Origin of the sequence: Halorubrum ruber (assembly GCF_018228765.1) — an archaeon.
GTDB lineage: Archaea > Halobacteriota > Halobacteria > Halobacteriales > Haloferacaceae > Halorubrum > Halorubrum ruber.
Genome location: NZ_CP073695.1, coordinates 221,133 through 236,439, shown reverse-complemented (window position 1 = coordinate 236,439; position 15,307 = coordinate 221,133). Strand labels below are relative to the sequence as shown.

The window sequence follows — 15,307 nt, the reverse complement described above, 5'->3', positions numbered from 1 at the left end:
TCAGCCACCGTCCTCGATCTCCGAACGCGCGACCGCCGCGCCCGCGTACTCCAACACCTCGGCGGCGCCGTCCTCGGAGTAGCCGCGGTCGACCAATGCCGAAACCCACGCGCTCCGGTCCTCGTCGTCGAGGTCGGTCGCGGACACCAGCGCCGAGAAGTTGATGTTGTGCTTCTTGTCCTCCCACAGCTTCCGTTCGAGGGCGCGGCGGAGCCGGTCGTTCTCCCGCGGGTCGAAGCCGCGCCCCTCGCGGGCGCGCCGGGAGACCCAGTTCGACACCTCCTGTCGGAAGTCGTCCTTCCGGTCGGAGGGGACGTCGAGCTGCTCTTCGACGGCGCGTAAGAACGTCTCGTCCGGCTCCGTCTCCCGCCCGGTCAGCTCGTCGTCGACGGTGTCGTCGTCGATGTACGCCATCACGTGGTCCATGTACTTCTCGCCCTGGCGGCGGAGCTCGTCGACGTCGTACGCTAACGCGTGGCGCACGTCCTCGATGGCGCGCTCGCGGTACTCCTCGCGGACGCGGTCGAGCAGGCGCTCGTAGCGGTCGAGGTCCTCGGCCGCGATCGAGCCGTGGCCACCGAGGTTCGCCTCGAAGTGGTCGAAGACGGACAGCGGCGAGAGGTACCCCCGCTCGCGGTGGGTGGCGTCCATGATCGCCTCCGCGATCTCGTCGCCGACGAACCGCGCGGAGATGCCGTCCATCCCCTCGCCGACGTCGGCGGACTCGGCGGCGTCCTCGCGGAGCTTCCGCCGGTCGATCTCCTCGTCTTCTAACTCCCCGTTGTACGCCTTCGCCTTCTCCACGAGCGTCACCGTCTCGTCGGTCGGCTCCTCCAAGCGGGTGAGCACGCCGAAGAGCCCGGCCATCTCCAAGGCGTGGGGCTCGACGTGGACGTTGGGCACGTCGGCGTTGGCGAGCATCTTCTCGTAGATCTTCGCCTCGCTCTCGTACTCTAACACGTACGGGTAGTCGATCCGCTTGGTGCGGTCGTTGAACGCCTCCATCTTCTCGTCGCCGGTCTTCTCGCGGTACTCCGGCATGTTCGTCCGGCCGACGATCACCTGGTCGATGTCGATACGCGGGTTGTTCTTCGGCTTGATCGTCGACTCCTGGGAGGCGTGGAGGAAGTCGTAGAGGAACTCCCGCTGGAGCTTCAACAGCTCCTCGCCGGAGAACAGCCCCCGGTTCGCGTTGCAGAACGCGCCGGCGTAGTCGAACGCGCGCGGGTCGGACTCGCCGTAGACGGCGAGCTTCGCGTAGTTGACGTCGCCGGTGAGTTCCGTTTCGTCCTGGTTCTTCTTGTCTTTCGGCTCGAACGTCTCGATACACTCCCGGCGGTTCTCGTCGGCGACCAGCCGGACGACCTCGACGTGCTCGTCGAGGACGCGCTCCAAGTCGTCGTCGTAGTGCGCGAGCAGCTCGTTCAGGTAGAACTCCGAGGCCGGATCGGGGTGCTGGTCGTTCCGGAGGGTGTAGGGGGCATCGAGCCGTTCGTTGAGGTCGTCGACCACCGCCTGTCGCTGCGGCTTCGGGAGGAGGACGAGCGGGTCCTGGCTCATCGGCGAGCGGACCGCGTCGTCGTCGGGGTCCTGATCGTCGATCACCGAACAGAGGTCGACCCATCGGAAGGTGTACATGCGGCCGGCGTCCTCGCGGGTGTACGCCTCGAAGTACCGTCGGACGAGCCAGTCGAAGTGGGACTTGCCGGAGCCGACCGGCCCCAAGAGGAGCTTGATCCGTTTTTCGGGGCCGAGCCCGCGGGCCCCGGACTTCACCTTGTTGACGAACTCGTGGATCGCCTCGTGTACCTCGCGGCCGTAGAAGACGTTCTCGCCGTCGTGGAGCGGGTCCTCGGCGGCGAGCGCGTACTCGACGACGCCGCGTTCCTCGTCGTAGCGCGTCCCGTAGTGGTCGAACATGTCCGCGACGCGCTGGTGCGCGTTCCGCGCGATTTCGGGGTCGTCGTACAGCGCGTCGAGGTACCAGTCGAACGAGCGCGCGGCTCTGAGGTCGTCGGGGACCGCCGTCCGGTACTCCTCGCTGAGCCGTTCGAGCGTGTGTTGGTCTGCCATCGTATCACGTTCGCTCGGACGGCGGGGTCGGCGTCGCCGGCGCGGGTCGCGCCGCACGGAGCTGTCGCTCTCCGTGCGCGTGTCGGCAGCTCGTCGACCCCCGAGCGGCGCGTCGTCGGGGTGCGCGTCGGTGCCGGTGAACGCCTCGCCCGTATCCGAGGCTATATATGTGAGAGGGATTGCCACGGATAAGTATGTCGCCTGTTCACATCCCACTCGATCCGTTCGGTACCGTCGCAGTCCCCGGATTCGCCCCGATCGGTGACGGTCCGTCGGCCGGTTTTATCCGGGGTTCGTGAGATCCACGGCGGGCGTGGGTCCCCGCGAATCGCTCGCGCGCGCCGGCCGTTTCACTCCGCCGCTCCCCCGCCCGAGAACCGGAAAGCTCGCCCCCGGAACCCACCCTTTTGCGGGACGCCGACCCAGTGGACGTGTGACGTTCAGCATCTGCGTTCGCGAGCGGTACACCGACGAAGACGGCGGCGACCAGGTCCGGTTCGGCGTGGGGGTGACCACCCGGCTGCCCGGCGTCGGCACGCTGTGTCCCTTCGCGTCGTCCGACGGCGCGGTGGCGACCCAGTCGCTCGTCAACGTCGAGTTGGGTCGGAAGGGGATCGAGTACCTCGGCGACGGGCTCGCGGTCGACGACGCCTTGGAGGCCCTGTTGAACGCCGACGAGGGGAGCGCCCAGCGCCAGCTCCACGGCGTCGACGCCGACGGGACGTTCGCGTTCTCCGGCGACGAGTGTAACGACTGGTATGGCCACCGCGAGGGACAGAACTACACCGTCGCGGGCAATCTCCTGACCGGCGAGGACGTGATCGAGGACACCGCGGCCGCCTACGAGTCCGACGCCCACGGCGACGCGCCGCTCGCCGAGCGACTGATCGACGCCCTCGCGGCCGGGCACGCAGCGGGCGGCGACAAACGGGAAGACCTCGAAGTCCAGTCCGCGGCGCTGCTCGTGCGTAACACGGAGGAGGACGCGGACGACCCGTACTACAACGACCTCCGGGTCGACGCGAGCGAGACGCCGGTGGCCGACCTCCGCGAGACGTACGAGACCGCGAAACGCGGCTACGAGACGATCTTGGAGAAGTACGCCGAGGAGGAGGACGGCGGGGACGACAGCGGCGAGGCCGCCGAGGGCGACGAGGGGACGGACGCCGACACGGAGTAACGACCTTTCCCTACATCGACAGCCGCGCGAGGATCGGCAGATGGTCGGACGGGTACCGGCCGCGGTCGTCCCGGTCCGCGAGTGTCGCAAACGCGTCGACCGCCATATCGGGCGAGACGAGCGCGTGGTCGATCCGGCGGCCGTCGATGAGGCGAGCGAAGTCGGTGAGGCTCGTCTCCGGGCCGTGCCGGAGGTCGGCGGCGGCAGCGGCGTCGCGGAGCGAGCGGGCGTCGTCGGCCGGCGTCGCGGAGTCTTTCTCGTCTCGTTTCGGGTCGTCGCCGGCGAGGACCCGGTGCGGCTCCGACCCCGGCGTGCAGTTGAGGTCGCCGACGAGGACGACCGGGAGCGTCTCGTCGGAGTCGCCGCTGATCCCGTTCGCCGCCGCTATCTCCGGCACCCGCTCGCGGAGCAGGCGGGCGGACTTGCGTCGCGCGTGCGCGCTGACGTGGTCGAAGTGCGTGTTGACGACGAGGAGTCTCGCGTCGCCGTCGCGGGCGCGCACTCGGGCCCACGTCGCGATCCGCGGGTGCGAGGCGTCCCAGCCGGTCGAGGGCTCTCCCGGGGTCTCCGAGAGCCAGAACGTGTCGCTGTCGACGATCTCCCAGCGCTCGCTCCGGACCGCGATCGGGCACCCCTCGCCCTCGCCGCCGGCCTCGCGGCCGCGCCCGACGAACTCGTACGCCGGGAGCCGCTCGCGGAGGTCCTCGCGCTGCTCGGGGAGCGGCTCCTGGAACGCGGCGACGTCGGGGCGGTGGAACCGGACGAGTCGCGCGACGGCGTCGCGGCGGTCGTGCCAGGCGTCGTGGTGGTCGCCGCGGTTGGCGTAGCGGACGTTGTAGCTGAGCACCCGGATCCCGGTCATTACCTCTGGGGTCGCGGGCGAGGCGATTAAAAGGCGCGGAGGGATCACGCGTTCGCTCGGGTCGTCATCGGTGGGTGTGCTGTCGATTATGTATAATTGAGTGCGTTCGGATCAGCGGCGAACACCCCGAAGCCCCGGCCGCTCGGCGATACGTGACCGATACCGTTCCCAAGAACCGCCTCGAAGCCCCGACCACGAGGTCCGAAAACCGCTCCGAAGCCCCAGCCGGGAAGCGGCCGTACGCTCGCTGCGCTCCTCGCTCGTTCGCTTCGCTCACTCGCTGTGGTGCTTTCGTCGCCTACGGCCGCTTCCCGGCTGCCCCTTCGAGTCCCACCCCGCACCGCACGGCACCTCACGCCTCCCCAGCCTCGTCAGTCGCCTTCGCTCCGCTCAGGCGACTAACTCCCTCGCGCGGTGCTGCTCGGCCGCGAAGCGGCCTCGCAGGCACGCGCCACCGCGGTTCTATTTATAAATAGCGCCGCCGCCTGCGCTCAGACCGAGAACTCGTAGAGGTCGTCGCCGACGTGGTGGATCGACTCGACCACCTTCCCGCTGTCGCCGACCATCTCGTCGCCGTCGACCATCGCCCGGCCCACCGCCAGCACCTTCCCGTGGGTCTCCTCGGCGACGACGACGAGGTCGCCCTCGCGGATCGCTTCGTCGGCCTCGACGATCCCCGGGCGCATCACGTCGGCGCCGTCGGAGACGAAGGAGATCGCGCCGGCGTCGACCGTGACGACCCCCGTCTCCGGCTCGTAGTCGTTCGCGCCCCGAACCGTGAGGAACGGCTCGTCGTCGTCGACGTAGAAGACGGCGGGGTCGCCGTCGACTAAGACGAGCTCGTAGCCGGCGTCGACGAACTCGACGAACTCGAAGGTGTCCCCGTCGATGTCGACCCCGAGGTGGTCGGCGACCGCCTCTTGGATCGCCGTGATCTCGTCGCTCCGGAGGTGGTGCCGGGATTTCACTTCCATGCGCGTCCCGTCGACCGCTCGGCCGATAAATGGACCGCTCCGCGGCGTGGGCGCGGGCGATCGCGCCGTGGTTTCGGCCTCACGCCGGTCTCGTCCGGTTGGACCGATCAAAACGGTCTTAATCCACCTCTCCATATCCCCTCGTATGCTCAACCCACTGGCGATCGTGTTCGCGGCGATCGTGAACCCGCCCGCGATCGTGCTCGCGGCGATCGCGACGCTGCTCATGGTCCTCGTCACCTCGGTGCGAGGGACGGGGTGGGAACCCACGACCGACATCTCGGACGAAGTCCTCGAACACCGCGCGTCCGCGGTCCCCGAGACGGAGTTCCCGGAGCCGGGCAACCGCGCGGTCGGCGGCGGTGGCGGCGGCGGCGCCATCCCGGCCGGCGGCGCCGAGGGCGAGGAGGGCGAGCTCGAGGAGGGCGGCACCGGAAGCTCTGGCCCCGGTGACATCCCCGAAGACGAGGTGGAGTACTTCGAGGTCGAGTTCGTCAAGCAGGGCGAGACGGTCGAGCTCTCCAACGACCAGCCCATCCTCGAACAGGGCGAAGACGAGGGGTGGGACCTCCCGTACGCCTGTCGGCAGGGCCAGTGTGTCTCCTGTGCCGGCCAAATCACGGACGGCCCCTCGGAGGACTTCGTCGAGCACGACAACCAGCAGATGCTCGAGGAGGCCGAGATCGACGACGGCTACACGCTCACCTGCGTCGCCTACCCCCGCGACTCCTTCAGCATCGAGACGGGCGAGGCGCCGTAGCGCCGGTCGCGCGTCCGCGCCCTCGCTCCCGTCTTCTCTCACCGCGTTCGCTCGCGACACCCTTTTTCGCGTCTCGTCCCAACCCATCGTATGTCCGTCACCACGGCGCTCGTCGCCGGCGGCGGGGGCGTCGCCGTCGCGCTGATCGCCGCGGCCGTCTACCGCGACGCGGTCCGCGTCGGCGTCGACCTCGGTTCGCCGGCGGCCTGGGCCGCGCTGGTCGTCTGCACCGGCGGCGCGAGCCTCGTCACGCTGGTCCTCGTCCCCGACGCGCCCCTGCCCGGCGTCCTCGTGTTGACCGCGCTCGGCCCCCTGCTGTACCTGCTCGAACGCGACGACTCGATGAACGGCGACGACGCGGCCGACCCCACCCGGCTCCCGAGCCAGTCCGGCGAGTCGGCGGACTCGGGCGACGACCCGGACCGGTAGTCGCTCGACGCCGGCGACCGGAATCGACGGCGGACGCTCCCGCCGACAGATCGCGGCCCCACTTGGCGCCGTTCCGTCTCATCGACGATGACACAGTTCCTTTCGCCGCGCTCGAAAGCTCCTAAACCGCAACTTTCCATACCGTCGGCGCTGTACTGGAGGTAATGAGCGACGAGAGCGACGAAAGCCTCGCGGACCGGGTAGAGCAGTGGATGGTCGGGCAGATGCCGATCATCCAGATGCACGGCGGCACGAGCGTCGTGCGCGAGGCGGACCCCGAGACCGGCGAGGTCGTCGTCGAGCTCGGCGGCACCTGCTCCGGCTGCGGCATCTCGAACATCACCGCCGACAACATCCGCCGCGACCTCATCATGGACTTCGAGGAGGTCGACAACGTCACCGTGCGGACCGCCTCCTCCGGCGACAACGGCGCCTCCACCGTCGAGGGCGGCCGCGGCGGCGAACTCAAACACGAGACCGAGTCCGCGAACCACTTCTGAGCGCGACTTATCCGGGTCTCTCCGCGTGACGCTCGGCGGCGCGGGCGCGAGTCTCTCGCCTCAGTCCCCGCTCACCGCTTGTCGACGACCGATGTCGCGTTTTAACCGGTCCGCGTAGTCGATCCGCGTCTCCCTCGCTTCCGCCGCCGAGAGCGCCCCGGCCCCTCGTAGCTCCGCCGAGAGCGGGTCGTACGCGTCCACGTCGAACCCCATCCGACCGAGGTACGACCGCACCGCCTCCGAGTCGAGCCCGTCGCGGACGGCGGCCTCGACGTGCTCTTCGACCGCGTCGAACGACGGAAGCACGACCGCGTCGTCCGTCACACGCCCCGTGTCGCCCTCGATCCGTACCTCCGTTCTCACGCCGCGGTCGACGGCCTCGACGAGGTCGTCCGCCAGCCGAACGACCTGGCTCGGGAGCGCGGTGTCCGGCGACCGCCACTCGACCGTCGAGAACGCCGCCCGGAGCTTGACGGGGACCCACACCGCGCCCTCCGGGATGAAACAGCCCTCGACCGTCTCCCGGTCGCAGCCGGACGCGATCGCTTCGGTGACGAAGGCCTCGTACCGCCGTTCGAGCCGCCTCGCCCACTCCTCGGTATCTTCGAGATACGGCCACAGTTTCCCCTGCTTCGGGAGGTGCTCGTACGCGAGCCGCCTGTACAGCACCGATCGGGCGCTGGCGGCGAGCGGCTCCCGTTCGAAGTACGGCGAGGAGCTGACGAGCGCCAACGCCGGGTCGAGCGCGGTGAGGGTGTTCAGCTGGTCGACCGCATGCCCCGGCCGCTGTTCGATGTGAACGTGCGTGCCGGCGCAGTGTCGGACGTACTCGAAGCGGTCTCCGACCACGCGGTCTTGGATCCGCGTCCGCTCGCTCTCTCGGTCGGCGATCTCGCCGTCGTGGATCGGCGTCGCCAGCGGGACGAGCCCCTTGTCGAGCTCGTCGGCCCGTCGCAGGACCCGGCCGACGCGGTCGAACAGCTCCTCGCGGAGCTCCGCCGTCGACTCGCACGGCGTCGTCTTGATCTCGAGGAGCGGGCTGACGAACTCGCGCTCGACCCCGGGAGACGCGTCGACGAGCCCGCGGGGATCGGTGAGCCGCCCGTCGTCGTCGATCACCCAGTACTCGACCTCGACGCTGCGTCGCGTCGGGCCGGTCCCGCCCGTCGATCCGCGCCCCGACCCGTCCGCCTCGGCCGCGTCGCTCACGGCTCGCCGGCCGGACCGTCGTCTCCCTCCCACTCGTCCGATCGCAAGTGTGTGATATTAACTAGCACGCCATCGAATCATCACTGTGCTGTAATAACGTTTGTGCCAATATCACCGGAAAAATGGTGAGATATGTTTGGCTCCGATTAAGAATACGTGAATTAAGCGCACAAACAGCTGGCATACTCTCTTTTTGAACCAGTTTTATCTATTCGTGCCAAACCTCCCGATCCGCGGAAAAAGCGGACGAGCGCGTTCCGGTGAGAGCGACGCTTCCGGCTCTCTCGGCTCACCCCGCCCTGACCGCCTACAGCGACGTGAACGGCAGCGTTGCGAGCGTGTCGGCGTCGTAGGCGAGCGCCTCGGCCTGCGAGGTTCCCTCCGGCGTGATCATGTCGATCACCCGAGGCGCGTTGCCGGCCGCGCCCTCTTTGGCACCACCGAAGACGAACCCGCCGGCCTCGACCTGTACGTCGCGGAACGCGCCGAAGTTCGCCGAGCCAACGACCGGGAGGACCTCCCAGTCGGCGATGTCTGTCCCGCCGAGCGCCGTCTTCGGAATCGAGACGACGGCGACGTTCGATTCGAGGTCGGCGAACCGGGTCACCGAGCCGAGCCCGGTGCCCTCGTCGTCGACGACGGTCCCGCCGCCGAAGCCGTCGGAGCTAACCCGGTACTGCCACGGGTCGTCGAACTCGGCGGTGACGCTCAGGTCACCGAGCTCGGTCGTCCGCCCGCCGTCGCCGTCGGGATCGCGCAGGTAGACGACGAAGTACTGGGGCGAGAACGTCCCGCCGAACCCTCTGTACAGGTTCTCGACGCCGAAGGCGAACCGGTACTCCTCGTCGGTCTCCAACACGCGGAACGAGCGCAGGTCGAACGCGCCGTCCTGAAACGCGCCGTCCGTGGGATAGACGTACTCGCCGGGTCCGTCGTCGTCGCCCGCGGGATCGCTCAGCTGCCCCACGAGGTCACCGGGCGCGACCGTGACGGTTTCGGAGCCGAGTTCGGTCCCGCCGTCGGCCTCGCGGACGACGACGTCGAAGGTACCGATCCGCGCAGTGCTGAAGCCGAGTTCCACCGTCTCGTCCGTCGCGTTCGGCGGGAGTCGGACGGTGTCGCGCGAGACGACCTCGCCGTCCAAGACGACCTCGACCGTCGTCGCGCCGACGAAGGCGGCGTCGTTCGAGCCGGTCGCGGTGATGAACGACTCGCCGAGGTCGGCCTCGTCGGCAATCGACACCGAGATCGTCTGCTCCGGGCGCTCGTACTCGGGGAGACGGTTGATCTCGCGGCCCCGCGCCGGACGCAGTTTCACTGCCGTCCCGCCGCTCGGCGCGAGCGACGCGAGCAGCGTGGTCGACGGGTCGACCACCGCCTCGTCGATGCGGACGCCGGTCGGGTCGAGGTCGACGCCGGCCCCGACCGCGTCCGAGTAGATCTCCGCGACGTACTTCGGGCCGTTTCGGCCGTTTCCGGAGTTGCCTCTGCCGTTTCCGTTGCCGTTCCCCTTCCCGCCCGAATTACCGGGCGCGAGGAAGTCGAGCGGCACGTCGACCGCGCGGCCGTCGTCGTCGGTCATGACGCCGACGTACCACTCGTCGCCGTGCCGGCGGGCGATCGCGAGGTAGTCGCCGATCGCGGCGCCGACGACGCGCGTCTCGTCCCAGCCGGCGGCCGGGACCGACTCGATGAAGCCGAACTCCGGCTCGGCGTCGAAGTTCTCCTTTTCCGGCGTGTACCCCTCGTACTCGGCCGGGACCGGCGACGGCTCGCCCGACTCGGTGACGGCGACGGTGTTGAGATTGAAGCCGCCGACGTCGCCGCTGAATCCGTCGTCGCCCTGCGCGTAGTCGAGCTCGATCGCGACCTCGTTGTCGCCCGCGTCGAACTCGACCTCGGTCGTGAACACCTGCCAGTCGTCCCAGTAGTCGGTGAAGTCAGGCTCGATGGTTCGGCGCTCGTCGTTGACGCGGAGCGTCGCCCGCGGGGTGCCGGCGTCGATCACGCGGCCCGTGTTCTCCTCCGCGTCGCTCGCGTAGCGCAGGTGGAGGTCGTACGTCCCGGCGCTCGGCACGTCCTCAACCGTGAACGACACCGACGAGCCGCTGGGCGCGCGGTTGGGGTCGACGGCGACGAAGTTGGTGCCGAACGCGTCCCGGTAGGAGTCGTCAGTGACGAGCCCGTCGAGCTCGCCGGCAGCGGCCTGGAGCGCCTCGCCGACCGCGAACGTCTCGTCGATGTACCCCTCGATCCGGTCGGCCGCCATCTGGAGGCCGCTGAGGTACGTCGGGTACATCGCGAGCTGCTTGGCGCGGGTCGTCTGGATCTGGTCGCCGCGCTCGTCGTTGAACGTGATGTCGAAGATCCCTGGCTGGTAGCTCACCGGGCCGGCGAGGTTCCGGGTGAACGGCAGCGTGACGTGGTGGTCGCGGCCGACGTTCGATCCGAGCTGCCCGAACCCGTCGTACTCCTGCGCCTTCACGACCTCCCGGTTCGCTACGTTCGGGTAAGTTCGGATCTCGCCGGTCGGCTTGATCCCCTCGTGGATCTCCAGCTGCTGGCGGTTCGCGGCCGCCTCGCGGATCACGCGCCGGTGGTGGTTCACCGCGAGCTGGTTGTGGTGATTGTGGGTCGCCACGGTGCCGTCGCCCTCGATGCCGAGCCCTCTGTCGGCGACGTAGCCGTTCTTGATCGAGTTGATGCCGACGTCGTCGTAGCCCGCGAAGGCGTCGCCGTCGAGGACCGCGTCCTCGTAGTTCGGGATGTTGCCGGCGGTCTCGTTGTGGGCCGTCATCTCGACGGGCTCCGGCAGCGAGGCGCCGAAGTCGGTCACTTCCCGCACGTCGAAGTCGGGGTAGGAGTCATCGACGCCGAACTCCAGCCCGGAGCCGTCCCCGGGATACGTGTCCCACCCCTCGTTCCACCCCTCGACGAGCACGCTGTCGATGCCGTTCTCGCTCGCGAACCGCATATACCGCTTCATCCGCTCGGTCCGGGCGCCGTGGACGTAGCCGGCCGCGTCCGTCGGACTGTCGAACGACTCGTCGGCCCGGTACTCCCAGTTCGCCGACCCCGCGATCATCGTCCACCAGATGCCGACGTACTTCCGGGGCTCGATCCAGTCAGTGTCGGGCGCGCCGCCGGCGGTCGGGAGCGCCGCCTCGTCGAGCGGGTCGGAGAGCAGCGGGACCAGCTGCGACTCGATCAGCTCGCCCGGCCGGTCGACGACCTGAATCGTCCGCCACGGCGTCGCCGCCGGGAGGTCGAGCGAGGCCCGCGACCCGTCGGGCAGCGGCGTGAGTTCCGTTGCGAACGTCGTCCCGCCGTCGTCGCTGCGGGGCGCGAGCGTCGCGGCCGCGTAGTCGTCGAGGTTCGCCTCGTGGACGCTGAGGTACGCGTCGCCCGCGTCGACGGTGAGCGGCGTGTGCGCCCCGTCGCGCATCGGCGTGTCGTTCGGCCGCCGCGGATCGCTCCCGCCGGGAATCTCCGACAGGGGCGTCTCGGCGTACTCCTGTTCGAACCGCGGGTTCGTCACCGCGTTCGCGATCCACCAGGCGTCGTAGTCGTCCGCGAAGTCGACGCCGGTGTTCTCCGAGTCGATCACCGCCTTCTCCGAGTTGCTCGCGAACCCCTCGCCCAGCACCGTCCGGAGCCCGACCCCGTCGTCGAACACGCGGATCTGGAGGGTCGCGGTCCGACCGTCCACCGCGTCGCTGCCGGGGCCGTCGCCGCCCTCCGAGTCGGCGTCCGCGAGCCCGACGCTGAGGGCGTTGTACTCGGCCGAGACCTCGTCGTAGGCGCCCCACACCGGTTCCCACGCCTCGGTCGCCGACTCGCGCTCGGTCCCGGTGACGGCCACCGGGCCGTCCTCGCTCCCGGCGCTCGCGCCGAACGCCGGCTGGTTCCGGAAGTCGAACCCGAGCTCCGACGAGCCGACGTACGTCGTCCCGTTCCGGGCGACCTCGTAGGTCGGGACGCCGTCCGAGACGTCGAGGGTGACCGCGATCGATCCGTCCGGCGACTCGATCCGCTGGACCGGGTCGTCCTCGCCGTTCGCCACTGGTGCGGCGTCGTCGGCCGACACGTCCCGCGAGTAGGCGGCCGCCGCCACCAGCGCCCCCACGCTCCCGAGGAACCCCCGCCGCGTCGATCCGTCGAACGATTGCTGTGATCGTTTTTCACTCATTCCGTCCGCACCGTGTATACGACGAATAATAATGTTATTGTAACCTAGAGAAGTGATTGAATTACGAAATGACCGAGTCGATAAGTTACTCCGGGAGGACTGTCCGCGGCGTTGGGCGCCTCACAGCGCGTTTTTCAGCGCCGACGCGACGCTCCGCGCCTTCTCCGCCAGCGGTTCGGGGACCGTTCCGGCCGCGACCGCCGCGTCGAGCTCGTCGTCGTCGACGCGTTCGACCCCTCCGTCCGGCCGCTTCACCACGTCGACGTGGAGGTCGACGTACCGGGCGGCGTCGGGGAACACCTCCACGGGCGTACAGACGTTGACGTACGTCCCGCGGACGGTCCCGTCGCGGCCGCGGTACGTCGTCGGGTACCACCACCGGCCCTCCTTCAGGCTCGTCTCGGCGATGTCGCCCGCCACGCGGTCGACGCCCAGCCCGTCGTAGGTCCCGCCGCCGGTCATCTCGCGCTCGACGGCCACGGTCCCGTCGGAGTCGATTCCCGTCACGGTCCCCTCGCCGAGGGTGATCAGCCGCCCGTCCGGCTTCCCGTGGTCGATCCGGAGCGCGTCGCCCTCGCTCGGGCCGAACGCGTCGGTCACGACCGCGAACGGGAACTCGGCGTCGGGGGCGGGCTCGCAGAGCGCCTCCGCGAGGTCGACGCCGGCCGAGGCGTCCGCCGAGCCCGCCTTCACGCGGTGGTGACCCGGTATCGTCGCGGTCGCGGTCCGGCGCGCGTCATCGAGCCCGAACCGGCTCTCGCGGCCGAACCAGACCCAGACGCCGGCGTTCGGCGCGGCGACCGGCGCGTCGCGGAGCCGGCTCGGGTCGTCGAGGACGCCGAGCTCCGATTCCGTCCCGCCCTTCGGAGCGATCGCCGCGCGCAGCTCCTCGGCGGCGTCGACCGCGGCGTCTAGCCCCGCGGTCAGCGCCTCCGTGTCGGCGTCCACGGCCGGCGGCTGCCACACCGCGCGCCACCCGTCCGGCGGGTCGAGGTCGAGCAGGTCGAGCATCCCCGACAGCTCGCGGGCGGCCTCGTCGTCCCGGACATCGACCCGCGTCCCGGAGCCCGGCTCAAGCGCGACGAGGTCGCCGCCGACGCGGAGATGCCCCGCGAGTTCCGGACGCCGGTCCGTCCACGGCGCCGCCGACTCGCGCACCTGAACCCGGACCGGGTCCCCCGTCTCCACCCGGGCGTCGACGCTCCCGTACGGGAGGTACCCCTCGGCGGTATCGTCGCCGACGCGGAGATCGACGACGGCGCCGCCGCCGAGCGTCTCCGTCACCTCCCCGTCGAGGACCGCGCCGGGCGGTGTCGGGTCGGGCCACGCGAGCGCGTCGCGGCCCGCGTCGGTCAGGAGTCCGCGGAGCGCGTCGAGCGCGTCGGGGTCGCCGTGCGCGCCGACGCCCTGCCGGTCGCCGCTCGTCTCGATCCGGACCTCCGGCGGGTCGGTTCCGAACGCGGCGTCGAAGCGCCGCCGGATCGGCGGCGAGGCGTCGACGACCTCGTGGCCGTCGTCGAGCAGGCGCGCGGTGAGCGCCGTCGCGTAGATGCCGCGAACGCGGGCTCGGGCCATCCTCAGAGGTCCTCGCGCTCGTGTGCGAACCGGACCCGGTCGTTCACCGTGTCGCCGAGCGAGAGCTCGACGACGACCGGGTCGCCGCCGTCGTCCTCGCGGAGGATCCGTCCGCCCTCGACCGGGACGCCCCACCCGTCGAGCGAGAGGTAGCCGCGGAGGTCGCTCCCGTGGGTGAACAGGTCGACGTCGGCGGTCGCGTGTTCCTGCGTCTCCGACGCGCTGTGCGCCATCTCCATGTCGGAGTAGTAGGGTGCGTCCGCGTCGAAGAACGCTCGGAGCCGGTCGGCGTCGCGGGCGACGAGCTCGGCGACGCGGTCCGAGGCGTCGGCGACGGCGTCCGCGTCCAGCCCGGCCTCTCGGAGGGCGCGCTGGACCCGTGGATCGAAGTGCATACCCCGCCTTCGGGCGCCGCCGTTTCAACGCTGTCGGCTGCGCCGCTTCCGCCCGCTCATCGCCGGACGCCGCTCGGGTGCCGCCCAGTAATTAAGTCACCCGGGTGGCAAACGGGAGCCATGCCATCCGACGAGGACCCGATCGCGTCCCGGGCCGACGACGACCGCGACCTCTACGACGTCGCGACCTGGGAGGAACGGACCTCCCTCGACGGGCTGTCGGTCGCGTTACACTGGTTCATTACTCGCTCGGCGAAGGCGCTGGTCGTCTTCGTCGCCTTCGTCGGACTCCTCGCGATCGTCGGCTCGTTCGGGCTGGGGCTCGTCTTCGACCCGGCCATCGCGATCCTCCTCGGGCTCTCCGCCGTCCCCGCGCTCGGCCTCGCCGCCTACGTGTACGTCTCGGACGTCACGACCGCCGAGCCGCTGTCGCTCCTCGTGGCGACGTTCCTGCTTTCGATCCTCACCGCGACGTTCGCGGCGGTCCTGAACAGCGTGCTCCAGCCGTACTTCCGGCCGTTCGGCTTCCTCGGGCTCGTCGTGTTCTTCTTCGTCGTCGTCGGCCCGATAGAGGAGTCGGTGAAGCTGCTCGCGGTGCGGCTGTACGCGTACACCGACGCCCGGTTCGACGCCGTCATCGACGGCGCCGTCTACGGCGCCATCGCGGGGCTCGGATTCGTCGTCATCGAGAACTTCGTGTACATCGCCCAGAACGTCGACATGGCGGAGCTGACGGTCGGGATCGCGGCGCTCGGCGCCGGCGACGGCATCGCCGCGCTCCGGGCGCTCGCGGGCCCCGGCCACGTCGTCTACTCGGCGTTCGCGGGCTACTACCTCGGGCTCGCGAAGTTCAACCCCGGGAACCGCGGCCCCATCATCGTCAAGGGGCTCGTCCTCGCGGCGGCGATCCACGCGCTGTACAACACGCTCGTCGGCCCGGTGACGGGCGTCGCCTCGCAGCTGCTCGGCCTCCCGCAGGTCGTCGCGCTGTTCGGCTTCGTCGTGGTCTTCCAGGGCGCGTTCGGGTACGTCCTCCTCCGGAAGATCTGGCGGTACCGCGACGCGTACCTCGACACGCGCGACGAGGTGGGCGAGGACGTCGAACCGGAGCTCGACGAGTTCGAACAGTAAGGGCGAAACCGGCCTCGTTTCCGCCTTCCG

12 protein-coding genes are annotated in these 15,307 nt (G+C 69.9%); 5 read left to right on the top strand and 7 right to left on the bottom strand.

Going from position 1 to position 15,307, the window contains the following annotated elements; genetic code table 11:
* Nucleotides 1–2,073 (bottom strand): PrkA family serine protein kinase, encoded by a 2,073-nt coding sequence (locus J7656_RS01105; protein WP_017341802.1) that lies wholly within the window; start codon nt 2,071–2,073, stop codon nt 1–3.
* Between the two features lie 433 nt (nt 2,074–2,506).
* On the opposite strand from J7656_RS01105, the gene J7656_RS01100 reads away from it, so the two are divergent.
* On the top strand, nt 2,507–3,253 hold the full coding sequence (locus tag J7656_RS01100) for a DUF1028 domain-containing protein (RefSeq protein ID WP_017341803.1): 747 nt from the start codon (nt 2,507–2,509) through the stop codon (nt 3,251–3,253).
* Nucleotides 3,254–3,263: 10 nt separating this feature from the next.
* Here J7656_RS01100 and J7656_RS01095 read toward each other — a convergent pair whose 3' ends face one another.
* Together J7656_RS01095 and J7656_RS01090 are read right to left on the bottom strand one after the other, a co-directional pair.
* On the bottom strand, nt 3,264–4,115 hold the full coding sequence (locus J7656_RS01095) for an endonuclease/exonuclease/phosphatase family protein (RefSeq protein WP_211553817.1): 852 nt from the start codon (nt 4,113–4,115) through the stop codon (nt 3,264–3,266).
* Between the two features lie 491 nt (nt 4,116–4,606).
* The gene (locus tag J7656_RS01090) at nt 4,607–5,089 is read right to left on the bottom strand and encodes an RNA-binding protein (protein ID WP_017341805.1); all 483 of its coding nucleotides are present in this window, start codon (nt 5,087–5,089) and stop codon (nt 4,607–4,609) included.
* A 145-nt stretch (nt 5,090–5,234) separates the two neighbouring features.
* Here J7656_RS01090 and J7656_RS01085 point away from each other — a divergent pair, with 145 nt between their 5' ends.
* From J7656_RS01085 to J7656_RS01075, 3 genes are all read left to right on the top strand, one after another.
* On the top strand, nt 5,235–5,849 hold the full coding sequence (locus J7656_RS01085) for a 2Fe-2S iron-sulfur cluster-binding protein (protein WP_017341806.1): 615 nt from the start codon (nt 5,235–5,237) through the stop codon (nt 5,847–5,849).
* A 90-nt stretch (nt 5,850–5,939) separates the two neighbouring features.
* Nucleotides 5,940–6,278 (top strand): hypothetical protein, encoded by a 339-nt coding sequence (locus J7656_RS01080; protein WP_017341807.1) that lies wholly within the window; start codon nt 5,940–5,942, stop codon nt 6,276–6,278.
* A gap of 164 nt (nt 6,279–6,442) precedes the next feature.
* On the top strand, nt 6,443–6,778 hold the full coding sequence (locus tag J7656_RS01075) for a NifU family protein (protein WP_004599172.1): 336 nt from the start codon (nt 6,443–6,445) through the stop codon (nt 6,776–6,778).
* Between the two features lie 60 nt (nt 6,779–6,838).
* On the opposite strand, the gene J7656_RS01070 is transcribed toward J7656_RS01075, so the two are convergent.
* The 4 genes from J7656_RS01070 to J7656_RS01055 all read right to left on the bottom strand — a co-directional run bounded on the left by J7656_RS01070 (nt 6,839) and on the right by J7656_RS01055 (nt 14,146).
* Nucleotides 6,839–7,987 (bottom strand): glutamate-cysteine ligase family protein, encoded by a 1,149-nt coding sequence (locus tag J7656_RS01070; protein ID WP_044965269.1) that lies wholly within the window; start codon nt 7,985–7,987, stop codon nt 6,839–6,841.
* A gap of 307 nt (nt 7,988–8,294) precedes the next feature.
* Nucleotides 8,295–12,113, bottom strand: a complete 3,819-nt coding sequence (locus tag J7656_RS01065; protein ID WP_211554537.1) for a glucodextranase DOMON-like domain-containing protein — start codon at nt 12,111–12,113, stop codon at nt 8,295–8,297.
* Between the two features lie 183 nt (nt 12,114–12,296).
* Entirely contained in the window at nt 12,297–13,751 is a 1,455-nt protein-coding gene (locus J7656_RS01060; RefSeq protein ID WP_211553816.1) for a ribonuclease FAU-1 family protein, read from the bottom strand.
* Between the two features lie 2 nt (nt 13,752–13,753).
* Nucleotides 13,754–14,146 (bottom strand): DUF7532 family protein, encoded by a 393-nt coding sequence (locus J7656_RS01055; RefSeq protein WP_017341811.1) that lies wholly within the window; start codon nt 14,144–14,146, stop codon nt 13,754–13,756.
* Between the two features lie 120 nt (nt 14,147–14,266).
* Here J7656_RS01055 and J7656_RS01050 point away from each other — a divergent pair, with 120 nt between their 5' ends.
* Nucleotides 14,267–15,277, top strand: coding sequence for a PrsW family intramembrane metalloprotease (locus tag J7656_RS01050; protein ID WP_017341812.1), 1,011 nt, complete (start codon nt 14,267–14,269; stop codon nt 15,275–15,277).
* Nucleotides 15,278–15,307: the final 30 nt, after the last annotated feature.